The organism is Pseudomonas abyssi (genome assembly GCF_002307495.1).
GTDB classification, from domain to species: domain Bacteria; phylum Pseudomonadota; class Gammaproteobacteria; order Pseudomonadales; family Pseudomonadaceae; genus Halopseudomonas; species Halopseudomonas abyssi.
Window position 1 is genome coordinate 73171 of record NZ_NTMR01000011.1, and the last position, 23446, is coordinate 96616.

Annotated in this window: 25 protein-coding genes; 17 read left to right on the forward strand and 8 right to left on the reverse strand. The window is 60.5% G+C overall.

Going from position 1 to position 23446, the window contains the following annotated elements:
* Both CNQ84_RS09445 and CNQ84_RS09450 read left to right on the forward strand, forming a co-directional pair.
* Nucleotides 1-501 (forward strand): DUF6586 family protein, encoded by a 501-nt coding sequence (locus CNQ84_RS09445; RefSeq protein ID WP_096004638.1) that lies wholly within the window; start codon nt 1-3, stop codon nt 499-501.
* A 63-nt stretch (nt 502-564) separates the two neighbouring features.
* Complete coding sequence (locus CNQ84_RS09450) at nt 565-810, forward strand: hypothetical protein (RefSeq protein WP_083725993.1); 246 nt, start codon at nt 565-567, stop codon at nt 808-810.
* A gap of 54 nt (nt 811-864) precedes the next feature.
* Here CNQ84_RS09450 and sulA read toward each other — a convergent pair whose 3' ends face one another.
* Nucleotides 865-1347: an SOS-induced cell division inhibitor SulA gene (gene sulA, locus CNQ84_RS09455; RefSeq protein WP_096004639.1), complete on the reverse strand. Its 483-nt coding sequence runs from the start codon at nt 1345-1347 to the stop codon at nt 865-867.
* A 10-nt stretch (nt 1348-1357) separates the two neighbouring features.
* A complete protein-coding gene (gene lexA, locus CNQ84_RS09460) occupies nt 1358-1966 on the reverse strand; it encodes a transcriptional repressor LexA (RefSeq protein ID WP_096004640.1) in 609 nt (202 codons plus the stop codon).
* Between the two features lie 244 nt (nt 1967-2210).
* Here lexA and CNQ84_RS09465 point away from each other — a divergent pair, with 244 nt between their 5' ends.
* The 5 genes from CNQ84_RS09465 (at nt 2211) to CNQ84_RS09485 (ending at nt 6382) form a co-directional block, all read left to right on the forward strand.
* Entirely contained in the window at nt 2211-2876 is a 666-nt protein-coding gene (locus CNQ84_RS09465) for a TetR/AcrR family transcriptional regulator (protein ID WP_096004641.1), read from the forward strand.
* Nucleotides 2877-2936: 60 nt separating this feature from the next.
* Nucleotides 2937-3422, forward strand: a complete 486-nt coding sequence (locus CNQ84_RS09470; protein ID WP_096004642.1) for a L,D-transpeptidase — start codon at nt 2937-2939, stop codon at nt 3420-3422.
* 76 nt (nt 3423-3498) lie between these two features.
* Nucleotides 3499-4485: a beta-N-acetylhexosaminidase gene (gene nagZ, locus CNQ84_RS09475; protein ID WP_096004643.1), complete on the forward strand. Its 987-nt coding sequence runs from the start codon at nt 3499-3501 to the stop codon at nt 4483-4485.
* On the forward strand, nt 4482-5639 hold the full coding sequence (locus tag CNQ84_RS09480; RefSeq protein ID WP_217350082.1) for a mechanosensitive ion channel family protein: 1158 nt from the start codon (nt 4482-4484) through the stop codon (nt 5637-5639). The genes nagZ and CNQ84_RS09480 overlap by 4 nt, the downstream gene beginning before the upstream one ends.
* A complete protein-coding gene (locus CNQ84_RS09485) occupies nt 5636-6382 on the forward strand; it encodes an S-methyl-5'-thioinosine phosphorylase (protein ID WP_096004644.1) in 747 nt (248 codons plus the stop codon). The genes CNQ84_RS09480 and CNQ84_RS09485 overlap by 4 nt, the downstream gene beginning before the upstream one ends.
* A 15-nt stretch (nt 6383-6397) precedes the next feature.
* Here the strand turns inward: CNQ84_RS09485 and CNQ84_RS09490 are convergent, their stop codons facing one another.
* Together CNQ84_RS09490 and mfd are read right to left on the reverse strand one after the other, a co-directional pair.
* Nucleotides 6398-6964, reverse strand: a complete 567-nt coding sequence (locus tag CNQ84_RS09490) for a CsiV family protein (RefSeq protein ID WP_096004645.1) — start codon at nt 6962-6964, stop codon at nt 6398-6400.
* Entirely contained in the window at nt 6961-10446 is a 3486-nt protein-coding gene (mfd, locus tag CNQ84_RS09495) for a transcription-repair coupling factor (RefSeq protein WP_096004646.1), read from the reverse strand. The genes CNQ84_RS09490 and mfd overlap by 4 nt, the downstream gene beginning before the upstream one ends.
* Before the next feature lie 175 nt (nt 10447-10621).
* On the opposite strand from mfd, the gene CNQ84_RS09500 reads away from it, so the two are divergent.
* The gene (locus CNQ84_RS09500; RefSeq protein WP_407920319.1) at nt 10622-12067 is read left to right on the forward strand and encodes a glyceraldehyde-3-phosphate dehydrogenase; all 1446 of its coding nucleotides are present in this window, start codon (nt 10622-10624) and stop codon (nt 12065-12067) included.
* A 59-nt stretch (nt 12068-12126) separates the two neighbouring features.
* Here CNQ84_RS09500 and CNQ84_RS09505 read toward each other — a convergent pair whose 3' ends face one another.
* Nucleotides 12127-12639 carry a chalcone isomerase family protein gene (locus CNQ84_RS09505; RefSeq protein WP_096004647.1) on the reverse strand — a complete coding sequence of 171 codons (513 nt, stop codon included), beginning with the start codon at nt 12637-12639 and terminating at the stop codon, nt 12127-12129.
* A 336-nt stretch (nt 12640-12975) separates the two neighbouring features.
* Between CNQ84_RS09505 and CNQ84_RS09510 the strand changes: the two genes are divergently transcribed.
* Genes CNQ84_RS09510 through sthA form a run of 9 tightly spaced genes read left to right on the forward strand, consistent with a single transcriptional unit; the run spans nt 12976 to nt 21548 of the window.
* Entirely contained in the window at nt 12976-14313 is a 1338-nt protein-coding gene (locus CNQ84_RS09510; protein WP_096004648.1) for a Na(+)-translocating NADH-quinone reductase subunit A, read from the forward strand.
* 1 nt (nt 14314) lies between these two features.
* Entirely contained in the window at nt 14315-15529 is a 1215-nt protein-coding gene (locus CNQ84_RS09515; protein ID WP_096004649.1) for an NADH:ubiquinone reductase (Na(+)-transporting) subunit B, read from the forward strand.
* Nucleotides 15519-16298, forward strand: a complete 780-nt coding sequence (locus tag CNQ84_RS09520) for a Na(+)-translocating NADH-quinone reductase subunit C (RefSeq protein WP_096004650.1) — start codon at nt 15519-15521, stop codon at nt 16296-16298. The genes CNQ84_RS09515 and CNQ84_RS09520 overlap by 11 nt, the downstream gene beginning before the upstream one ends.
* Before the next feature lie 2 nt (nt 16299-16300).
* Entirely contained in the window at nt 16301-16972 is a 672-nt protein-coding gene (locus CNQ84_RS09525) for an NADH:ubiquinone reductase (Na(+)-transporting) subunit D (RefSeq protein WP_083725963.1), read from the forward strand.
* 6 nt (nt 16973-16978) lie between these two features.
* Entirely contained in the window at nt 16979-17587 is a 609-nt protein-coding gene (gene nqrE, locus CNQ84_RS09530) for an NADH:ubiquinone reductase (Na(+)-transporting) subunit E (protein ID WP_083726043.1), read from the forward strand.
* A gap of 15 nt (nt 17588-17602) precedes the next feature.
* Nucleotides 17603-18826: an NADH:ubiquinone reductase (Na(+)-transporting) subunit F gene (nqrF, locus tag CNQ84_RS09535; protein ID WP_096004651.1), complete on the forward strand. Its 1224-nt coding sequence runs from the start codon at nt 17603-17605 to the stop codon at nt 18824-18826.
* A 3-nt stretch (nt 18827-18829) separates the two neighbouring features.
* Complete coding sequence (locus CNQ84_RS09540) at nt 18830-19852, forward strand: FAD:protein FMN transferase (RefSeq protein WP_096004652.1); 1023 nt, start codon at nt 18830-18832, stop codon at nt 19850-19852.
* A gap of 3 nt (nt 19853-19855) precedes the next feature.
* Nucleotides 19856-20095 carry a (Na+)-NQR maturation NqrM gene (gene nqrM, locus CNQ84_RS09545; RefSeq protein WP_083725957.1) on the forward strand — a complete coding sequence of 80 codons (240 nt, stop codon included), beginning with the start codon at nt 19856-19858 and terminating at the stop codon, nt 20093-20095.
* A gap of 55 nt (nt 20096-20150) precedes the next feature.
* Nucleotides 20151-21548: a Si-specific NAD(P)(+) transhydrogenase gene (gene sthA, locus CNQ84_RS09550; RefSeq protein WP_096004653.1), complete on the forward strand. Its 1398-nt coding sequence runs from the start codon at nt 20151-20153 to the stop codon at nt 21546-21548.
* A gap of 279 nt (nt 21549-21827) precedes the next feature.
* Here sthA and CNQ84_RS09555 read toward each other — a convergent pair whose 3' ends face one another.
* The 3 genes from CNQ84_RS09555 to CNQ84_RS09565 are packed head-to-tail and all read right to left on the reverse strand — an operon-like array spanning nt 21828 to nt 23423.
* Nucleotides 21828-22556 (reverse strand): glycerophosphodiester phosphodiesterase, encoded by a 729-nt coding sequence (locus CNQ84_RS09555; protein ID WP_096004654.1) that lies wholly within the window; start codon nt 22554-22556, stop codon nt 21828-21830.
* 6 nt (nt 22557-22562) lie between these two features.
* A complete protein-coding gene (locus CNQ84_RS09560) occupies nt 22563-22850 on the reverse strand; it encodes a phosphodiesterase (RefSeq protein WP_096004655.1) in 288 nt (95 codons plus the stop codon).
* A 12-nt stretch (nt 22851-22862) separates the two neighbouring features.
* Entirely contained in the window at nt 22863-23423 is a 561-nt protein-coding gene (locus CNQ84_RS09565) for a PilZ domain-containing protein (RefSeq protein ID WP_096004656.1), read from the reverse strand.
* Between the last annotated feature and the right edge of the window lie 23 nt (nt 23424-23446).

The following is a 23446-nucleotide window of genomic DNA, read 5'->3' on the forward strand; positions in this document are numbered from 1 at the left end:
ATGGCCAATGAAGCTTATACCCGTACCAATCAGGCGCTGTTCTTTGCACGCAAGGCGATCGAATCCTGGCAGCAGGCCGAGAGCAGCAATGCGCTGGACGCCCTGACCCAGGCACTGTACCACCGCGAGCACGCAGTGTTTCACCTGTATCGGGGAGCGCTGGCGCTGATCCATGAGGTTGCCGACCGCTATCGCTGGCCGCTGGTGGACGCGCGCCAGGTGGAAGCGGTGCTGGTGCCGTCGGTAGTGCAACGTTTTCCCGGCCCGGAGTTGGCTGAGCTGACTGAGTTGGCTGACAGTAACGGCACCTGGCTGGCGGGCGTGATTGGTGCCTGGCAGCGCCTGCAAGCGCCGCCGGTGCCGGCTGACAGTGGTGCTCAGTCGCTGATAGCGAGCAGTGCGGTTGCGACGACCGAGTGGAGCGGCAGTGATGCGCAGGAAGCCCTGCAGGCGCTGTCCGAGCGTGTGGCGGCATACCGCGACGGCATGCAGGAGTGGTAGTGCGGATGCCCTGAAGGCGGCGCTGTGTTACACTGCGCCGCTGTCATACAGGAGAACCGCGTCATGTCTTCACCCTTTCTGGAAATCGTCGAACTCGCCAACGGTAAGGTGGCGCTGCGTCGTTCCGACGAGGAAGGGGAGCCGTTGCTGGTAATCGAGTTTTCCGACGATGCACGTGAATATCTGCAGGGTAACTACATTGAAGTCGCCAAGGTCATGATCAGCGCAGGCATGCAAATGGCCGGGCAGATGATGGATGATGAAGACGAGGATGGCGAACTGATCCCAGAGGATCGGGTTCTGCATTGAGTGCCGAACAGACACAAAAAAAGGCCAGCTTCTCAGCTGGCCTTTTTCTTTGTGTCAGCCCAAATGCACGTTCAGGCTGTGGCAACGGCCGATACGGGCGGCGCGCTCAAGCCGTGGCGCGCTGCAGCTGTCCTTGTCCAGCCAGCTGACCACGGTATGGCTGCCGCCCATCTTGAGTAGGTCGCAGCACAGGGTCAGCGTGTCCATGCCGGTCTTGGAGCGCACAATCATGATGCGCTGCGGGTCAAGGTTAGCGCCGCGCAGCCATTGCTGGCTTACGGCTGCCGGCGGATCGATCAGTGTCAGCCAGCGGCGGCTGTTGCGCGTGCTCAGATCTCGCAGTACCGGGGCAAGCCATTGCAGGCACTGGCGCGCGCTGCCTTGCAGGCTCATCTCGCTGTAACTGCCTTCCGTGTCTTCGACTGGTTGCCTGAGCGTGGTATCAAGGCGCTCGTGTTTAAGTCGGCTGGCCATTAGAGCGTTGTGAAACAGGTCGGCCTGGGTCAGGGTCTGTTGTTCGGTGCGGGCGTACTGCATGATCAGCTCCTCAGCGACGGATAACACCGACGCTTAAACCTTCAATGGTAAGTTCCTGTTCGGTGAGGTCGACTTCGATTGGCTTGAAGTCCGGGTTTTCTGCAATCAGTGAGACCTTGCGGCCCTGCTTCTGGAAGCGTTTTACCGTCACTTCTTCGCCGAGGCGCGCCACGACGATCTGGCCGTTGCGGGCTTCGCTGGTGCGGTGCACTGCCAGCAGGTCGCCATCCATGATGCCGATGTCGCGCATACTTTCACCCTGAACGCGCAGCAGATAGTCGGCGCGCGGCTGGAAAAAATCCGGATCAATGCGGCAATGATCCTCGACATTCTCCAGCGCCAGGACCGGGGCGCCAGCGGCAACGCGGCCGATGACGGGCAGCTGGCCGTCGCTGCTGTCGGTTTCCGACTCGGGCAGCCTGATACCACGGGAGGCGCCGGGAATCATCTCGATGGCGCCCTTGCGTGCCAATGCGCGCAGATGATCCTCGGCGGCGTTAGGGGATTTGAAGCCCAGTGTCTTGGCGATGTCGACGCGGGTGGGGGGATACCCGTTGCCGTCCATGTACTCCTTAATGAAGGCCAGAACCTGCTGTTGTCGTGCGGTTAGCTTCTGCATGGGAGGGTGCCTGTGTTTTTATCCAGTAGCTGTGATTATATACAGTTAGTCGCAGGCGACAACCCTGAATTTGTCATCCGCTGGTGAGCGGATGGCTGTGGCTGGATGAAAATGTAAGCAAGGTCACGCAATGGCGCGTCATGAGGCGATATGAAGCAGGTGGAAGGGTTGACGGTATTTCGTTTTAAACGTATGTTTGAAACGACTGTTTGTTTCGATCTTGTACGCCAACTGGGGAGGACGCATGGCGCAGTCTGATACCGTCAAGCGCATTCTTGATGCCGCTGAGCAGCTGTTTGCGGAAAAAGGCTTTGCCGAAACCTCGCTGCGTTTGATTACCAGCAAGGCAGGGGTCAATCTGGCCGCGGTCAATTACCACTTTGGCTCAAAAAAGGCGCTGATTCAGGCGGTCTTCGTGCGCTTTCTGGACCCCTTTGTCAGCAGCCTTGAACGTGAGCTCGACCTGCGTGAGCGGCGTGGCGATGCGGGGCAGCAAAGTCTGGAGACCTTGCTTGAGATGCTGGTCGATCAGGCGCTGGCGGTCAAGCCGCGCAGCGGCAATGATTTGGCGACATTCATGCGTTTGTTGGGGCTTGCCTTCAGTCAGAGTCAGGGGCATTTGCGCAAGTATCTGAGCGAGGTGTACGGCAAGGTGTTCCAGCGCTATATGGGACTGGTTGTCGGTGCTGTACCCGGAATCCCGCCACAGGAGCTGTTCTGGCGCGTGCATTTCATGCTCGGTAGTGCCGCTTTCACCATGTCCAGCATGAAGGCGCTGCGTGCCATCGCCGAGGCTGAGCTGGGTGAGCCGCGTCCGGTTGATAGTGTGCTGCGTTTGATGGTGCCGTTCCTGGCTGCGGGCATGCGCGCCGATAGTGCGGTTGCCGAGCCGCAGGTCGCGCCCGTCTGATTTCGCCGCATTTACCTCTGCTGCGCCGTCCGCTATGGTGTGCGCAGCGTTGGAGGTGACATGCAGCTCGACCATATCCATATTTCCCTTTCTGATCAGCAGCTCGTCGGTTTTGTCGATGGTCAGCCGGTGTGCCGCTATCCGGTATCTACGGCGCTCAACGGCGCAGGCGAAGCCGAGGGCTCCGGTTGTACCCCGCGAGGTCGTCACCGCATCCGCGCGCGCATTGGCGAGGGGTTGCCGTTGGGGTCGGTATTCATCGGCCGCCGACCGACCGGTGAGGTCTGGTCCGCTGAGCTGGCGGAAGCCTTCCCGCAGCGTGACTGGATTCTGAGTCGCATCCTCTGGTTGTGCGGCGAGCAGACCGGATTCAACCGCGGCGGCAGTGTCGATTCCCAGCGACGCTACATCTATATACATGGCACCGGCGATGATCAGCCGATGGGTCGCCCGCTGTCCCACGGTTGCATACGTATGCGCAACACGGATCTGCTGGAACTGTTTGCTTGCGTGCCGGTCGGTTGCATAGTTCAGATCGACGCCTGATGTTTACCGCTCGCGCGGCGGATTCAGGCGTTTTTGTGTTTCATCAGGAGAATACGCATTGAAACAGGGTGCATTGATGCTGGACCTGCCCGGCCTGTGGTTGCAGGCGGAGGATCGCCAATTGTTGCGTCAGCCGGAGGTGGCAGGGCTGATCCTGTTCGCTCGCAATACCGAGTCGCCGCAGCAGGTAACCGAGCTGGTACGGGCGATTCGCGCGGAGCGTCCGGACATGCTGATCGCGATCGATCAGGAGGGGGGGCGTGTTCAGCGTTTGCGGCGCGAGGTGCTGCGCCTGCCGGCGTTGGCGGATGTGGCCGCGGTCGCTGATGAGCGTGCAGAGGAGGTTGCACGAACCGCCGCCTGGTTGATGGCGACCGAGATGCTCGCCTGTGGTATCGATATCAGCTTTGCGCCGGTGCTGGATCTGGATTACGGCCGTAGCCAGGTGATCGGTAACCGGTCGCTGGGCGGCGACCCTGAGCGCGTTACCCGCCTGGCCAGTGCCTATCTGGATGGGCTGCACGCTGCCGGCATGGCGGCCACGGGCAAGCACTTCCCCGGGCATGGCTGGGCTGAGGCCGACTCGCACTTTGCATTGCCGGTCGATGACCGTCCGCTGGAGGATATCCGCCGCACGGATCTGGTGCCCTTCGCCCAGCTTGCAGCCAGGCTGGACGGCATCATGCCGGCGCATGTTGTTTATTCGCAGGTCGACAGTCTGCCGGCAGGGTTCTCAGCGCGCTGGCTGCAGGAGATCCTGCGCGCCGAGCTGGGTTTTGCTGGCGTGATCTTCAGCGATGATCTGACGATGGCCGGTGCGCACGCCGTTGGCGGCATTCCTGAGCGTATCGACGCGGCCCAGGCCGCCGGTGGCGATATGCTGCTGATTTGCAATGATCGGGCGGCGGCCGAAGAGGGGCTGGTGCACGCGCAGCGTATTGGCTTGCAGGCACCGGCACACATCTCGCGCATGCTGGCTCGCCAGCCGGTGGCGGCTGATTACCGGGCGACACCGCAGTGGCGCGCTGCCGTATCCGTTTTAAAGGAGTTTGAGCTGGTTTGAATGACTTACTGGAACAGCTGCCTGAGCAGATAGAGCAGCTACCGTTAATTGGTGAATACTGGATTTACCAGGTCTTTGCCGTGGTGTTTTCGGCCCTGGTACTGGCTTATATCGTCAAGCGCGTGCTGGATCACGTTCAGCGCCGTGCCGAGCGAACCCGTAACATCTGGGACGATGCCCTGGTCGATGCGGCGCGCCGTCCGGCGTGGGTGATGATCTGGAGCATGGGTCTGATGTGGGCGGCCCGCATTACTGCGGTACAGATGGATCAGGCGCTGGAGCAGGTGCTTGATCAGGTCCAGCGGGTGTTGCTGATTGTGCTGCTGGCGTGGTTCCTGTTGCGCCTGATGCAGCAGATCGAGCGCCGTCTGGTCGATCCGCGCTACCGCGACAAGCCGGCGGACCAGACCACCGTGAGTGCTATTGGCAAGCTGTTGCGCGCCTCGGTGGTGATCACCGCTGTACTGGTTATCCTGCAATCGCTGGGTTACAGCGTGTCCGGCGTGCTGGCCTTTGGTGGTATCGGTGGTCTGGCGGTCGGCTTTGCCGCCAAGGACCTGCTGGCCAACTTTTTTGGCGGCTTGATGGTGTACCTGGATCGCCCCTTTGTGGTCGGCAACTGGGTGCGCTCGCCTGATCGCAATATCGAGGGGACTGTGGAGCACATCGGCTGGCGTCTGACCCGTATTCGCACCTTCGACAAGCGCCCGCTGTACATCCCCAACGCGATCTTCAACAACATCGTGGTGGAAAACCCCTCACGCATGACCCATCGACGGATCTACGAGCATATCGGTATCCGCTATGCCGATATCGGTCGCATGGAGCAGATCGTCGCCGACGTCCGGCAGATGCTGCAGGGGCACGAAGACATTGATCAGGACCAGACGCTGATGGTCTTTTTTGATCGCTGCTCGCCGTCGTCGGTGGACTTTTTCATCTATTGCTTCACGACGCCGGTGTGGGCGGAGTTTCATCGGGTCAAGGAAGATGTCTTGCTGAAGATTCTCGACATTATCGAATCCCATGAGGCGCAGGTTGCCTTCCCCACCTCCACCTTGCACCTGCCTGACGCGTTGGCGTTGCGCCGCGCTCAGGCGGGCGAGCGCGAGCCGGGGCCTGAGTCTCGCTCTGAGCAGGCGGTGGACGCATGAGCGGGCTCTGGGGGGTGATTGGCGGCACCGGGCTGAGCCAGCTGGAAGGGTTGCAGTTGACCGGCGAGAGCCGTCCGCAGACGCCCTGGGGCGAGCCTTCTGCTCCGCTGGTACACGGCGAGCTGGCTGGTCAGCCGGTCTGCTTTCTGGCGCGTCATGGGCATCCGCATACCATTCCACCGCATCGGGTGAATTACCGTGCCAACCTCTGGGCGCTGCGTGAGGCGGGCGTCAGTCGCGTCGTTGCGGTCAATGCGGTGGGCGGTATTCACGCTGACCTGCCGACCGGTCGCTTTTGTGTGCCGGACCAGTTGATTGATTACACCTGGGGGCGGCCTTCCACGTTTTACGAGGACGGTCTGGACGAGGTGGTGCATGTGGATTTCGCCGAGCCCTATGACGCGTCCGTGCGAGCCGAGCTGCTGCGCGCAGCGGCGGCGCAGGGTATCAGCTGTCGTGACGGCGGCGTGTATGCGGCCACCCAGGGTCCGCGTCTGGAAACCGCGGCAGAAATTCGCCGTCTGGAGCGCGATGGTGCTGATGTGGTCGGCATGACCGGCATGCCGGAAGCGGGCCTGGCGCGTGAGCTGGGTCTGGCCTATGCCTGTCTTGCCTTGGTGGTGAATCCGGCTGCCGGCAAGTCGACTGAGGTGATCACCATGGCGGCGATTGAAGGTGTGGTAAGGGCGGGGATGCAGCAGGTGCGTGACCTGCTGCAGGCCGTGCTGGCGTCGGCGGACTGAGCCGCCGATCGCGGGTCAGCGTCGAATGGTGACCAGCATGCCGAGGCTTTGATGGTCCAGATAATGTACTTCATTCGGACGCAGGGCGCGGGTTTGGTGCAGTTGCTCGGATACCACTGACGAGCTTGTCTGGATGCCGAGTCCGGCAGCAGGGCGGTTGCGCCAGAAGGCGACCTGCAGCTCGGTCAGGTTGTCCTGGCTCAGGCGAACCAGACCCTGCACCGGATAGATGCCGTTGTCAGCCTGGCCGCGATGCAGTGCCACCACCAGGTCGTTGTCCAGCGGCTGCGACCAGGCCTGATGCAGGTAGATCTCATACCCACTTTGTTCGAGCTTGCGGACCTGACTGTCGAGTTGATAGCGGGTCTTGTCGATGCTGCGTACATCGGCGCGAGCCGTCGAGGTCAGGTCGACCGCGTCGGCGCTCCAGTCCAGGTCTGGCGGGGTGCCTTGCACCAGCGGGGAGGAAGGCTGGCCAAAGAAGACCACCTCAACCAGGTAGTCCTCCGCCTGAGCGATTGGCGCGGCGGCCAGCAGGGTGGTCAGCAGTAGCAGGCCGAGCGCGTTGCTCAACTGTTTCATGGGCGTTTTCCTTTGCCTTGTGGGGTGTTGGGCGGGGTTTCTGTGAGGCGCTCCAAGAGTGCCTCCACGGTGTTCAGGCGCAATTCGGCATTGCCCATCGGGGCATTGAAGCGGAATACCGTGGCGCCTTCAAGACGGTAGCGCTGCGGGCTGTCCTGAATCATGCGCACCAGAATCATCGGGTCGATACGCGTGTCGGCGGCAAACTCGATGCGGCCGTGTTCGGCGCCGACGTCGATCTTGCTGATACCCAGCGGTTCGCAGTGCAGCTTGAGTGCAGTAATGCGGAACAATGTCTTGACCTGCTCGGGCAGCAGGCCGAAACGGTCGATCATTTCTACCTGCAGGTCCTTCAGTGCCTCGTCATCGGCCGCGTTGGCGATGCGCTTGTAGAGGATCAGTCGCGCGTGCACATCTGGCAGATAATCCTCGGGGATCAGCGCGGGCAGGCGGAGATTGATGTCGGTGCCGCCGCCCAGCGGTTGTTCCAGCTCGGGCTGCTTGCCCTGCTTGATGGCCTTGACCGCGCGCTCCAGCATTTCCATGTAAAGGGTGAAGCCAACTGCCTGGATTTGACCGCTCTGGCCATCGCCGAGCAACTCGCCGGCGCCGCGAATCTCCAGATCGTGGGTGGCCAGCGTGAAGCCGGCGCCGAGGTCCTGGGCGGCGGCGATGGCTTCCAGGCGCTTCTCGGCGTCGCTGGTGACCTTGCGGCCCTCCGGTGTCAGCAGATAGGCGTAGGCCTGGTGGTGGCTGCGGCCGACGCGGCCGCGCAGCTGATGTAGCTGCGCCAAACCGAATTTGTCGGCGCGCTCAATGATGATGGTGTTGGCGCTGGGCACATCGATGCCGGTCTCGATAATGGTACTGGTCACCAGGATGTTGAAGCGGCGATGGTAAAAATCGCGCATCACCTGTTCCAGGGCGCGCTCAGGCATCTGACCGTGGCTGATGCCAATGCGCGCCTCCGGCACCAGTTCGGCCAGGTCTGCTGCGCACTTCTCGATGGTTTCTACCTCGTTGTGCAGGTAGTAGACCTGGCCGCCGCGCAGCAGCTCACGCAGGATCGCCTCCTTGACCACGGGCTTCTGCTGGACCATGACAAAGGTCTTGACCGACAGGCGACGGGCCGGTGGTGTGGCGATGATCGACAGATCGCGCATGCCCGAGAAGGACATGTTCAGGGTGCGCGGGATCGGCGTGGCGGTCAGGGTCAATACATCGACTTCGCTACGCAGGGCTTTGAGTGCCTCTTTCTGGCGCACACCAAAGCGGTGCTCTTCGTCGATGATCACCAGGCCGAGATCCTGGAACTGCACATCACCCTGCAGCAGCTTGTGGGTGCCGATCATGATATCGACCTTGCCCTCGGCCAGCTCGGCGGCGGCGGCTTTGACTTCCTTGGCGGACTTGAAGCGCGACATCACCTCGACGCGCACTGGCCAGTTGGCGAAGCGGTCCTTGAAGCTGTTGTAGTGCTGCTGGGCGAGCAGGGTTGTGGGCACCAGAACGGCGACCTGCTTGCCGCTGTGCACCGCCAGGAAGGCTGCGCGCATGGCGACTTCGGTCTTGCCGAAGCCCACATCGCCGCAGACCAGTCGGTCCATCGGCTGGTTACTGGTCATATCGCTGACCACTGCCTCGATGGCGGCAGCCTGATCGGCGGTCTCCTCGAACGGAAAGTCGTCGGCAAAACTCTGGTAGTCCTGCTCGGGGTTGGCAAAGCTGAAGCCCTGGCGAGCGGCGCGACGGGCGTAGACGTCGAGCAGTTCGGCGGCCACGTCGCGGACCTTTTCGGCGGCCTTGCGGCGCGCCTTTTGCCACTGGTCGGAGCCCAAGCGGTGCAGTGGCGCGCTGCCGTCGTCGCTGCCGGAGTAGCGCGCAATAAGATGCAGGTTGGCGACCGGGACGTATAGCTTGGCCTCGTCGGCGTATTCCAGCACCAGAAACTCGGCTTGCTGATCCTCGACCGTCAGGTTGGTCAAGCCGAGGTAGCGGCCGACCCCGTGGTCGATGTGCACGACTGGCGCGCCCTCGCGCAGTTCGGTCAGGTTGCGAATCACGGCATCGCCGAGATCGGTGGCCTTGCCGCGGCGGCGGCGCTGCATCACGCGCTGACCGAACAGCTGACTCTCGGCGATCAGGGCCACGCCCGCGCTATTGATCTGCATGCCCTGGTCGAGCGGGGCGATGGTAATGGCGACCTTGCTCTGGCTGGCTGTGAACGCCGGCCAGCTGCCAATCGGTTCTGGCTTGAGCTGAATGCGGGCCAGCAGCTCGGTCAGCGCCTCGCGGCGACCGGCGGTCTCGGCGACAAACAGCGTCCGGCCTGCGTGCTGATCGAGAAAACGCTGCAATGCCTGTAACGGGTTTTCCAGCTTGTTATCGATGGCCAGTTCTGCCGGTGCCGGGCAATCGAACACGTTGGCCTGTGGCTCATTGGGCTGATCCTGATGGCAGATAATGCGGGGTTGGCGCTTGAGCTGGGCAAACGCCTCCTCCACCGGCAGAAACAGTTCGCCCGGAGGCAGTAGCGGGCGCGTAGGGTCAACACCCTGTTCGCTGTGGCGAGTACGCACGTCTTGCCAGAAATGCTCGGCGCTCTGTTCGATGCCGGGCAGGGTAAACAGCCGGGTATTGTCCGGCAGGTAGTCGAATAGGCTGGCCAGCTCGTCAAAGAACAGCGGCAGGTAATACTCGATGCCGGGGGGGACCAGCCCCTCGCTCAAATCCTGATACAGCGGGCAGCGACGGTGGTCGACCTCGAAGCGCTCGCGAAAGCGCGCCCGAAAACCGGTCAGGGCCGACTTGTCGAGCGGGAACTCCTTGGCCGGCAGCAGGTGAATGCGCTCAACCTTGTCGATGGAGCGCTGGCTCTCGGGGTCAAAGGTGCGCAGGGTTTCGATTTCCTCATCGAACAGGTCGATGCGGTAGGGCAGGTTGCTGCCCATGGGATACAGATCCAGCAGGGCGCCGCGCACTGCGTAGTCGCCGTGTTCATACACGGTGTCCACGCAGCGGTAGCCGGCGGCGTCCAGATTCAGGCGCATCTGGTCGATGTCCAGCCGCTGGCCGACTTCCATCAGCAGCACTGAGCCGCCGAGGAAAGCCCGGGGCGGCAAGCGATGCAGGACCGTAGTCATCGGCACCACGAGAATGCCTTGTTCGATACGCGGCAGCTGAAACAGAGTTTTCAGGCGCTGGGAAATGATGTCCTGGTGCGGCGAGAAGCGGTCGTAGGGCAGGGTTTCCCAGTCGGGGAAGCTGATGACCGGCAGCTGCGGTGCAAAGAAGCGCAGCTCCTGTTCCAGGCTGTCGGCCGAGGCGCTGTCGGGGGTGATGACCAGACTCAGGCCGGCGTGCTGCTCGGCTCCTTCGGCGATCGCCAGCGCCCGGGCTGCGCCCTGCAAACCGGTCCAATACAAGCGATTGCCGGTGGTGGTCGTCAGAGGAGGAGATAGCAGCGGCTGTGATGCAGGCATGCGATGACTCTTGGGTTGGTTCGGGTTGCGCTGGCCAGCGGCCGGCTGACGAAGGCAGGCAGTTTACCGCGCTCGCCACCTTTGTGCCCATGTCGGCTGGTTTTTTGCGAATCATTGCCTATGACGGCCACTGAACGCATAATATGCGGCCTTTAGTTACCAAGACTTGGAAGGTATAGCCGTGACTCAAGCGCAATTTGAGCAGTGTCTGGAAAACTGGACGGACCGTGAAGCCACCGCCGAGGCGATGATTCCTCTGATCGGCCGCCTGTACCGTGAACATAACGTGGTGACGTCCATTTATGGACGTGGCCTGGTCAACCGCTCGGTCATCAGCCTGCTGAAATCGCACCGTTTTGCGCGTCAGATCGACGATACTGAGCTGTCCGTTCACGACACCTTCCCGGTCCTCACGGCGCTGCTGGATATGAACCTGGGTCCGGCTTCCATCGATCTGGCCCGTCTGGTCAACAAGTTCCGCGCCAGCGGCAGCGACGATCTGGATGCCTTCCTGCGTGACGAGCTGGCCAGTGTTATCGGCAAGGCTGGCGAGCGTCGCCACGGCCGTGACGTTGTGCTGTACGGCTTTGGTCGTATCGGTCGCCTGCTGGCCCGCATCATGATCGAGAAGTCCGGTGCCGGTGACGGCCTGCGTTTGCGTGCTATCGTTGTGCGCAAGGGCGCTGCCAATGACCTGGCCAAGCGTGCCAGCCTGCTGCGCCGGGATTCGGTTCATGGTTCCTTCCAGGGCACCATCACTATCGATGAAGAAAACAACACCATCACTGCCAATGGCAACCTGATCCAGGTTATCTACGCCAGTGATCCGACCAGCATCGACTACACCTCCTACGGTATTGAAGATGCGATCATTGTCGACAACACCGGTGTATGGCGTGACGAGGCCGGCCTGTCTCAGCACCTGGAGTGCAAGGGTGCCAGCCAGGTTGTACTGACTGCGCCGGGTAAGGGTGACCTGAAAAATGTGGTGCACGGTATCAACCACGCGGTCATCACGCCGGAAGACAAGATCATCTCCGCTGCGTCCTGTACCACCAATGCCATCGTGCCGGTGCTCAAGGCGATCAACGACAAGTTCGGTATCGTTAACGGCCACGTTGAGACTGTTCACTCGTACACCAACGACCAGAACCTGATCGACAACTTCCACAAGGGTAATCGTCGTGGTCGCAGCGCGGCGCTGAACATGGTCATCACCGAGACTGGTGCTGCCAAGGCGGTTGCCAAGGCGCTGCCGGAGTTGGCTGGCAAGCTGAGCGGGAATGCCATTCGCGTGCCGACGCCGAACGTCTCTATGGCGATTCTGAACCTGAACCTGGAGAAGTCGACCGATCGCGACGAGGTCAACGACTACCTGCGTCACATGGCGCTGCACTCCGAGCTGCACAAGCAGATCGACTTCACCAACTCGCAGGAAGTGGTGTCGACTGACTTCGTCGGTTCCCGTCACGCGGGTGTAGTGGATGCTGAGGCAACCATCTGCAATGACAATCGTGTCATCCTGTACGTCTGGTACGACAACGAGTTTGGCTACAGCTGCCAGGTTGTTCGCATTCTGGAAGACATGGCCCACGTCAATCCGCCGGCATTCCCGGCCTGATTCGCGGGTACTGACAAAAAAAGGCGCTTCGGCGCCTTTTTTGTTGCCTGCTGGCCAGGTTACTTGAGCAGGGCGCTGCGCAAGCCCTCGGATAACCCGTCTTCGTCGAGCCAGATGCCAAGATACAGAGTCGCCAGTCCGGGTGTGTCGCTGCGGTAGGCCAGGCTGTCGTTGTAGTGCAGCTCCAGGCTGCCGTCGGGCCTGCGATCCAGGCTGTAGGTGTCTCCGGCGCTGACATCGCGGAACGCCTCGTGCAGGGCTGTGAGCTCATCTTGCCAGTGCTCCACCTGCTGGCTGCCATGCTGACGCTCAATAGTTGTCAGTGCGGCTTTGGTCAGGTCGTCCCGGTCGATGTTGCGGTGGTAGCGCAGCGTTAGGCGCAGCGGTTGCTCGCGGGCCAGTGCCTGCGCAAGAGGTGTGTCGGGGGCGCTGTAGAGCTCGGCAGTGTAGACGTCGACCAGCAGGTAACGGAACAGGTGCTGGTTGCGCAGCTCAAGGGCGGCGTCGGCGGTGCTGGCGCAGCTCATGGTCAGCATCAGGGCAAGGGTCAGGGGGCGCAAGGGTAATGGCATGGCTTGACTCGGCTATGATGGTGGTGCCTGTTCAGTCTAGCCTGCTCTGTTGTCGCCACCCTGAACATACAGTGTTTCCGGGTGTTTCGAGATTGGCGGCAGGGGCGGAGGGCTCCATAGATTTCATCAATGTAAGCCATATAAAAAGGGAAAAACCCAAGTGGCTCAGTAGCATTGAAAAGTCATGCTCTTTATACTTAGAGGGATTTTTTATTGGGGTTTGTGGTCGCCTTGCCCTGTTCGTTTGCACCTGCTGTCAATCGGTTTTCGGCGCATGCATCTGTTCGCGTAAGCGGTCCGCCCTGAAAGATTCCACCAAGTGATTAGGCTAATCGTATGATAAAAATCAAACGGGGCTTGGATCTGCCGATCACCGGTTCTCCTGAGCAGCGTATCGAGGACGCACGTCCGGTACGCAGCGTCGCTGTTGTTGGCTTCGACTACCACGGTATGAAGCCGACCATGGAGGTGCGCGAAGGGGATCGGGTCAAGCTGGGGCAGATTCTGTTCAGCGACAAGAAAACACCCGGTGTCGTGTTTACCGCGCCTGCGGCTGGCACGATCAGTGCCATCAATCGCGGTGAGAAGCGCGTATTGCAGTCGGTTGTCATCGATATCGATGGTGACGATGCGGTCAGCTTTGACGCCCATAGCGCTGCTGCCCTTGAGCAGCTGACCGATCAGCAGGTCCGTGACCAGTTGATCGCGTCCGGTCTCTGGACCGCACTGCGCACCCGCCCGTTCAGCAAGACGCCCGCCGTTGATGCCAAGCCCAGTTCGATTTTTGTCACTGCCATGGATTCCAATCCGCTGGCGGCTGACCCGGCTGTGATCATCAAGCAGCACGCGGCTGAGTTCGAGAACGGCCTGAAAGTCCTGGCCCGTATGGCCAAGGTCTGGCTGTGCAAGGCCGATGGCGTCGCCCTGCCGGGCGAAAGCGTCAGCGGCGTCAGCACCGAAAGCTTTGCTGGTCCGCACCCTGCTGGTCTGGCCGGCACGCATATTCATCACCTGGATCCGGTTAGCGAGACCAAGAGCGTCTGGCAGATCAACTATCAGGACGTGATCGCTTTTGGCGTGCTGTTCACCGAAGGTCGCATCTGGACGGATCGCTACGTTGCTCTGGCTGGCCCGCAGGTTGAAAAACCCCGTCTGCTTAAAACCCGCCTGGGTGCCCAGCTGGACGAGCTGACCGCGGGTGAGCTGAAAAGCGGTGAGAACCGTCTGATCTCCGGCTCGGTATTCGGTGGCCGCGTGGCCCGTGGCCCGGTTGCTTTTCTGGGGCGTTTCCACTCCCTGGTATCCGTGCTGAAAGAAGGCAACGAGCGTCAGATGCTGCATTACCTGCGTGCTGGCGTTAAAAAGCACTCGGTACTGAACATCTTCATTTCCAAGCTGAATCCTTCCCGTCTGTTCGACTTTGACACCAGCACCAACGGCAGTCCGCGTGCCATGGTGCCGGTAGGCAACTACGAGATGGTCATGCCGCTGGACATCCTGCCAACCCAACTGCTGCGTTATCTGGTAGTGGGTGATACCGACATGGCGCAGAAGCTGGGCGCTCTGGAGCTGGATGAAGAAGACCTGGCGCTGTGCAGCTACGTCTGTGCTGGCAAGTACGAGTACGGCCCGATTCTGCGGGATAACCTGACTCGCATCGAGAAGGAGGGCTGACATGGGCCTGCGTTCATTCCTCGACAAGATCGAGCACAACTTCGAAAAGGGCGGCAAGCACGAAAAGTGGTATGCCCTGTACGAAGCCATCGATACCTTCTTCTACCGCCCGGGCAGCGTCACCAAGACCACTGCCCACGTGCGTGACGGTCTCGACCTCAAGCGCATGATGATTACCGTATGGCTGTGCACCTTCCCGGTGATTTTCTACGGGATGTACAACATCGGTTTCCAGGCCAACACCATCTACGCAGGTAACCCTGATCTGCTGGCCGCTCAGGACAACTGGCGTCTGGCGCTGATTGCCCTGTTTGCCGGTTTTGATCCGGCGAGCCTGTGGGATAACCTGATCCACGGTGCTGCCTACTTCCTCCCGGTCTACGCCGTGACCTTCCTGGTCGGTGGTTTCTGGGAAGTGGTCTTTGCCTCCATCCGCAAGCATGAAGTGAACGAAGGCTTCTTCGTTACCTCCATCCTGTTTGCCCTGATCGTGCCGCCGAGCATCCCGCTCTGGCAGGTCGCGCTGGGTATCAGCTTCGGTGTGGTTATCGGCAAGGAAGTGTTTGGCGGTACCGGCAAGAACTTCCTTAACCCGGCGCTGACCGGCCGTGCGTTCCTGTTCTTCGCCTACCCGGCGCAGATGTCCGGTGACGCGGTCTGGACCGCTGTTGACGGTTTTGCCGGCGCGACCGCGCTGAGCATGGCGGCTTCCGGTGGCATCGAGCAGGTAGTCGGTAGCGGCCTGACCTGGCTGAATGCCTTCTACGGCAACATGCAGGGCTCCATGGGTGAAGTGTCCACACTGGCCATCTTCATTGGTGGTGCGGTGCTGCTGATGACCAAGATCGCCAACTGGCGCATTGTTGCCGGCGTGATGCTCGGCATGATCGCTACCAGCCTGCTGTTCAACGGTATCGGTTCTGACACCAACCCGATGTTCGGTGTGCCGTGGTACTGGCACATGGTGATTGGCGGCTTTGCCTTCGGCATGATCTTCATGGCGACTGACCCGGTGTCGGCCTCCATGACCAATACCGGCAAGTGGATCTTTGGTGCGCTGATCGGTCTGATGGTCATTCTGATTCGCGTCGTCAACCCGGCATTCCCTGAGGGCATGATGCTGGCGATTCTGTTTGCCAACCTCTTTGCTCCGCTCATCGACCACTTCGTGGTTCAGGCCAACATCAAACGGAGGCTTGCACGCAATGTCCAGTAAGAAAGAATCCGTTGCCCGCACGCTCACGGTAGCGCTGCTCGTCTGTCTGGTCTGCTCGGTGGTGGTGTCGGCTGCCGCTGTGGCACTCAAGCCGGTACAGACCACCAACCGCCTGCAGGACAAACAACGCAACATCCTGCAGATCGCCGGTCTGTATGACGAAAGTCGCAGCATCGAAGAGCAGTTTTCGCAAATTACGCCGCGTCTGGTCGACCTGCGCACTGGCGAGTTCAGCGATGCACAGGATCCGCTGACCTTCGATCAGCAGAAGGCCTCCAAGGATCCGGACATGTCCCAGCAGCTCACCGGTGAGCAGGACATTGCCAGCATCCGTCGTCGCGCCGACTACTCCACTGTCTATGTTGTCGAGAACACTGATGGCAGCATCAAGACCCTGATCCTGCCGATTCACGGCTATGGTCTGTGGTCGACCCTCTATGGTTTCATGGCGCTGGAAAGCGACCTGCAAACCGTGGTTGGTCTGGGCTTCTATCAGCACGCTGAAACCCCCGGTCTGGGTGGTGAAGTCGATAACCCGAACTGGAAAGCGCAGTGGCAGGGCAAGGTCGTCTACGATGAGTCTGGTGATGTTGATATCAGTGTCGTCAAGGGCAGCGTCGATCCGAACAGCCCGAAGGCCGAACACCAGGTTGACGGTCTGGCCGGTGCCACACTGACCAGTCGCGGTGTTGAGAGTCTGGTGCGTTTCTGGCTGGGTGAAGACGGCTTCGGTCCGTTCCTCGATCATCTTCGTGCAGGGGAGGCATAATCATGGCTAAAGCCACTGCAAGACAGGTTCTGTTCGAGCCTATTTTCAGCAATAACCCGATCGCCCTGCAGATTCTCGGTATCTGTTCGGCGCTGGCGGTTACCACCAGCCTGAGCGTGACCCTGGTCATGTGTATCGCGCTGACCTCGGTAACCGCGCTGTCCAACTTCTTTATTTCCATCGTACGTAACCAGATCCCCAGCTCGATCCGCATGATCGTGCAGATGGTGATCATTGCGTCGCTGGTTATCGTGGTTGACCAGGTGCTCAAGGCCTATGCCTACAGCATCAGCAAGCAGCTGTCGGTATTCGTCGGTCTGATCATCACCAACTGTATCGTGATGGGTCGGGCTGAAGCTTTCGCCATGCAGAACCCGCCGCACATGAGCTTCCTGGACGGTGTCGGTAACGGTCTGGGCTACAGCTTCATCCTCATCTGCGTTGCGGTTGTGCGTGAGCTGCTGGGTGCCGGCAAGCTGTTCGGTATCGAGATTCTGCCGGTGGTCAACGCCGGTGGCTGGTACCAGCCCAACGGTCTGCTGCTGCTGCCGCCGTCTGCGTTCTTTATCATCGGTCTGATCATCTGGGGCCTGCGCTCCTGGAAGAAAGATCAGGTGGAAGAGGCTGAGTTCAAGATGGCGCCGCAGAGCCGCGCCATGAAGGAGGCAATGTAAGCCATGATTGAACATTACATCAGCCTGCTGGTGCGGGCGATTTTCGTCGAGAACATGGCGCTGGCCTTCTTCTTGGGGATGTGTACCTTCATCGCCATTTCCAAGAAGGTGCAGACGGCGCTGGGCCTGGGTATTGCGGTGGTCGTGGTACTGACCATCACGGTTCCGGCCAACAATCTGATCTACACCTATCTGCTCAAGGACGGTGCGCTGGCCTGGGCTGGCATGCCGAACGTCGACCTGAGCTTCCTGGGTCTGCTGAGCTACATCGGTGTGATCGCGGCGATCGTGCAGATTCTCGAGATGTTGCTCGACAAGTTTGTACCTGCGCTCTACAACGCCCTGGGGGTGTTCCTGCCGCTGATCACTGTGAACTGCGCCATCATGGGTGCGTCGCTGTTCATGGTTGAGCGCGATTACGCTTTCGGTGAGAGCGTGGTTTACGGTGCGGGTGCCGGTATCGGTTGGGCGCTGGCGATCGTTGCCCTGGCGGGTATCCGTGAAAAACTCAAGTACAGCGATGTGCCGGATGGTCTGCGCGGTCTGGGCATCACCTTCATTACCGTTGGTCTGATGTCGCTGGGCTTCATGTCCTTCTCCGGCGTGCAACTGTAAGAGGAGCTGTAACTGATGAACATGGAAATCTATCTGGGCGTCGGGATGTTTACCGCGATTGTATTGTCGCTGGTAGCCATCATTCTGATTGCCCGTTCCAAGCTGGTCAGCAGCGGCGATGTCACCATTGAAATCAATGGTGAACGCACGGTTACTGTTGCTGCCGGTTCCAAGCTGTTGAATACCCTGTCGGCCAACGGCATCTTCCTGTCTTCGGCCTGTGGTGGCGGCGGTACCTGCGCCCAGTGCAAGTGCATCGTCGAAAGCGGTGGCGGCGAAATGCTGCCGACCGAAGAGTCGCACTTCACCAAGCGCGAGGCGAAGGAAGGCTGGCGCCTGTCCTGTCAGACTCCGGTCAAGCAGGACATGAAGATCGAGGTGCCGGAAGAAGTCTTCGGTGTGAAGAAGTGGGAATGCACCGTGGAGTCCAACCCGAACGTGGCTACCTTTATCAAGGAGCTGACGCTGAAGCTGCCGGAAGGCGAGAACGTCGACTTCCGCGCCGGTGGTTATGTCCAGCTGGAATGCCCGCCGCACACCGTCAACTACAAGGATTTCGACATTCAGCCGGAATTCCGTGGTGACTGGGACAAGTTCAACCTGTGGAAGTATGTGTCGAAGGTGGATGAAACCACCATCCGTGCTTACTCCATGGCGAACTATCCGGAAGAAAAGGGCCTCGTGAAGTTCAACATTCGTGTTGCTTCGCCGCCGCCCGGTCGTGACGACCTGCCGCCGGGCAAGATGTCTTCCTGGGTGTTCTCGCTGAAGCCGGGCGACAAGGTGACCGTTTACGGTCCGTTCGGTGAGTTCTTTGCCAAGGATACGGACGCCGAGATGGTCTTCATCGGCGGTGGTGCCGGCATGGCGCCGATGCGTTCGCACATCTTCGACCAGCTCAAGCGTCTGAACTCCAAGCGCAAGATGAGCTTCTGGTACGGTGCACGTTCGCTGCGTGAAGCCTTTTACGTTGAAGAGTACGACCAGTTGGCGGCCGAGAACGACAACTTCAAGTGGCATCTGGCGCTGTCCGATCCGCTGCCGGAAGACAACTGGGAAGGCCCCACCGGCTTCATCCATAACGTGTTGTTCGAGAACTATCTGAAGGACCACCCGGCGCCTGAAGACTGCGAGTTCTACATGTGTGGACCGCCGATGATGAACGCATCCGTGATCAAGATGCTGCAGGACCTTGGCGTTGAACCCGAGAACATCCTGCTCGACGACTTCGGCGGCTAGTACATGCGTCTGAGCGTTATCCGGCCCGTTATTGCTGTTGCTCTGGCAACAGCCCTAACGGGCTGTTTCAATTCTGTAGATCCGGTTTCCGAAATGTACGGCGCCACCATGGGCAGCACCTATTCGATCAAATGGGTGCCGGTCGATGATGCGCCGGACACAGAAGCGCTGCAGGCCGATATAGACGGCATGCTGGCGCGCTTTGACGCCGAGGTGTCCACCTGGCGTTCCGATTCCACGCTGGCACAGTTCAATGCCGCGCCGGCGGGTACCTGCATGGACATGCCGGAATCCGTCCTGACAATGATGATGCAGTCCGATCGTCTGAGTGCAGAGAGTGATGGCGCGTTTGATGTGACGGTGGCGCCATTGCTCAAGCTGTGGGGGTTTCACGGCGATCCGCAACTGCAGACCGTGCCGGACCAGCAACTGCTTGACGAGGCGATGGCCCAGGTCGGTCAGCAGCATCTGCATATCGACAATGGCCAGCTCTGCAAGGATGTGGCGGTAACGGTAGATTTCAGCAGTATCGGCGCCGGCTATATGGTGGACCGGGTGGCTGAACGACTCGAGCACTATGGCATCAAAAGCTATATGGTGGAGATTACCGGTGAGCTGAAGGCCGTGGGTCGTAAACCGGGTGACCGGCCATGGCGTATCGCCGTCGAAGAGCCACGGGATGATAATCGCGTGGCCCAGATTATCCTGGCGCTGGACGGTGAGTCGGTGTCGACCTCGGGTGACTACCGCAATTACTTCGAACTCGATGGGCAGCGCTATTCCCATACGTTCGACGCCCGGACCGGTCGGCCCGTGATGCATCGACTGGCGGCGGTGACGGTGCTGGATGACTCGGCCGCCCGTGCCGACGGTCTGTCTACGGTGCTGATGATCATGGGAGAGGAGGCTGGCTGGGATTATGCTGTCAGTCACCAGATCCCCGCGTTTTTTGTCGTGCGTGCGGGCGACGTGTTCGAATCTCGCGCTACCCCGCACTTTAATGCCCTGATTGAGGGCGAGGAGTAACTCATGGTTTGGCTTCTGGCGTTTGCCCTGATGCTGTTGCTGTTCGCCGGCATGGCGGTCGGCGTAATGATGGGCCGTAAGCCGATTGCCGGCTCCTGTGGCGGTATCGGCGCGGTTGGCGTCGACAAGGCCTGTGGTATCTGTGGTGGTGACACCACCAAGTGCGAAGAGGCGAGCGCCAATGCTGGTGTGGTCCAGCGCCCGCGTACGGATCTCGCTCACGACGCGACCAAGGTCGACTAGGGCTCCATCGCCCTGCGTGGCACTCTGAATTGCCTGTTGAAACAAGGAATACCGAATGGCCGTATACAACTACGACGTAGTGGTGCTGGGCTCGGGCCCAGCGGGTGAAGGGGCGGCGATGAACGCCGCCAAGCACGGCCGTAAGGTGGCCGTCGTGGAGGAGCGCAAGGAAGTTGGCGGCAACTGCACTCACCTGGGGACCATTCCGTCCAAGGCGTTGCGTTACTCGGTCAAGCAGATTATCCAGTTCAACACCAACCCGATGTTCCGCCAGATCGGCGATCCGCGCTGGTTCTCCTTCCCGGACGTACTGCGCAGTGCCGAAAAGGTGATGGGCAAGCAGGTTGCCTCGCGTACCAGCTATTACGCACGTAACCGGGTAGATGTGTTTTTCGGTAAAGGCAGCTTTGCCGATGAGCACACGCTGGAGATTGTGGATGGCTCCGGCGTGGTCGACAAACTGATTGCCAAGGAGGTGATCATTGCGACGGGGTCGCGCCCGTATCGCCCCGCAGACGTGAATTTCAGTCACCCGCGTATCTATGACAGCGACACCATTCTCAAGCTCAACCACACGCCACGGACTCTGATTATCTACGGCGCTGGTGTCATCGGCTGTGAGTACGCGTCGATTTTCTGCGGTCTGGGTGTGAAGGTGGATCTCATCGATACCCGTGACCGCCTGCTCAGCTTTCTGGACGACGAGATTTCCGATGCGCTCAGCTACCACCTGCGCAACAGCAGTGTGCTGATCCGGCATAACGAGGAATACGAGAAGATCGAAGGTGTGGACGGCCGCGGCGTGGTGCTGCAGCTCAAGTCAGGCAAACGCCTGAAGGCTGACGCGCTGCTCTGGTGCAACGGGCGGACCGGTAATACCGACGGCCTGGGGCTGGAGAACGTGGGCCTGCACCCCAATGGTCGCGGCCAGCTGGAGGTAGACGAAAACTACCGCACCAGCGTGCCGAACATCTACGCCGTGGGTGATGTAATTGGCTGGCCGAGCCTGGCCAGTGCTGCGTTTGACCAGGGGCGTTCGGCGGCAGGCAATATTGTCAGCAACGATGCCTGGCGCTTTGTTGATGATGTGCCGACCGGCATCTACACGATTCCGGAGATCAGCTCACTGGGCAAGACCGAGCGCGAGCTCACCGAGGCCTGTGTGCCTTACGAGATCGGGCAGGCGTTCTTCAAGAGCATTGCCCGAGCCCAGATCAGTGGTGAGCCGGTGGGCCTGCTGAAGATTCTGTTCCACCGCGAAACCCTGGAAGTGCTTGGCATTCACTGCTTTGGTGACCAGGCGGCGGAGATTGTGCACATTGGTCAGGCCATCATGAACCAGAAAGATGGCGCCAACACCATGAACTACTTCGTCAACACTACCTTCAACTACCCGACCATGGCCGAAGCCTATCGTGTCGCGGCACTGGACGGTCTGAACCGTCTGTTTTGACCGACAGGGGCGTGAGGGTCTGTTGACGTTTCGTTCACCCTCCTGTTGCAGCCTGTAAAGCCGCCAATCAAGGAGCGAGAAGCGTAGCGTGGTCATTCCACGTGAGCGACGAGCGACGCCGAGTGGCGGCTTTACAGGCGCAACCCGCAGGGCCGGGGCCATTTTTCGGCCATGCTGCGTTGTCGGTTGCTTATGTGGGATGACCACACTGCGCTCCCTCCGTCTTGCCTGGCCGAAAAATGGCCTCCGGCAGGCGGGTGAACGAAACGTCAACAGACCCTAGCCGCGCCCCTGACTCACTTCCATCGCTCTTGCCGGGTAGTCCGTGATCAGACTGTCGACGCCCATGTCGATCAATTGCCGCATGCGTGCGGCGTCGTTCACGGTCCAGACCGAGACGTGCAGGCCCTGTGCCTGTGCCTGGCGCAGCCGCTCGATGTTGCACAGCTTCCAGTTGAGTATCAGGTAACGGCAGCCGTAACGGCGCGCGCTTTTCAGCGGGTTGAGCAGCCCATACTCTTCGACCAGCCCGGTAGGCAACGCAAAACCGCTGCGTTTGGCGTAGCGCAGCAGGGTGCGGCTGGCCGAGGTCACCACCACCTTGTCGTGCAGCTGGTAGCGCTCCACCAGCGCCATGATGGCATTCAGCACGATGCGTGACTGGCGCTCGGACCCGCTTTTGACCTCAAGTTGGTAGTGCTCGAGCTGCGGGCAGGCCTGAAACAGCTGCTCCAGGGTTGGGATCGGGCAGGGTTGATCCCAGCCGGGCAGGCCCAGGCGGGCATCCATGCGGTTCAGTTCGGCAGCCGTGTGCTGGGCCACCTTGCCGCGTAGCCCGGTGGTGCGCTTGAGGGTCGGGTCGTGAATGATCATCAACTGCTGGTCAGCCGACAGGTGCAGGTCCAGCTCGACCCGGGTGACGCCGGCTTCAAGCGCCTTGTGGAAACTGGGCAAGGTGTTTTCCGGTGCTTCTGCCCGTGCACCGCGGTGTCCATAAATCAGTGTCATGTCAGATCAGGGCGCCTTGTGCTGCCGGACGCTGTTGATCACCTTGTCGTACTCGAAGTAGACGCTGAAGCCGGGATAATCCCAGCGTGTGATTGGCGGCTGACCGACCGCAGCATGGCGGCGGCTGGGCTCACCCCAGCGTGCGCTGACGCTGTCGAAGCTGGCGCCGCGTTGGGGCAGGGCGCCCTGGTTGCTGCCAGCCTGTTCTCCAACGGGGATGCGCAGGGTATCAGCCTGGGTGGTGGTGGCCAGCAGCAGGCTGGCGCCAAACAGCAGGGCGGAGAGGCTTTTCATGGTGAGTTCCTTTCAGGTCGATTTGGCGGCGCGTATATCTTGCGCCTGTTTTTGCAGGATATGCCGAGCCAGTAGTTGGCGTTGGGCATCGTTGATGACATCAAAGTTCACTGCAATGCGCCAGGTGCCGGGCGTCTGAGCCGATTCGCAGCGGGTGACGCGGGCTGGCATGACCAATCCAAGTGGCGCGGGCAGCAATACCATGCGCACGGCCAGCCAGCTGTCTTCGGGGAAGGGAGCAGGGTAGTCAAAATCGACGCCGCCCTCGCTCAGACTGACTTGCCGGGGGGCGCCAAGGTCCGCTGTCAGCTCCTGCGCCACCGCACGGCCGAGCAGGTCGATGCGTTTATTGATGATCTTCAGGTATTGCGCCAACGCGCGGTCGCGCTCGCTGATCTGGCGCAAAAGGTGCTGCGACTCATAATCGAGCATGTGCATATCGGCCAGCAGGTTGAACAGGGTGCTCTGTTGAGCATCGAGTTCTACCTCTGGACCGTCGATGGGACTGCACTCAAGAAACACCTGATCCTGAATGCGAAAGAACTCACGGCGGTCTTCATGGTCTGTGTGCATGGCGATTCTCGTTGGGCGCTGAT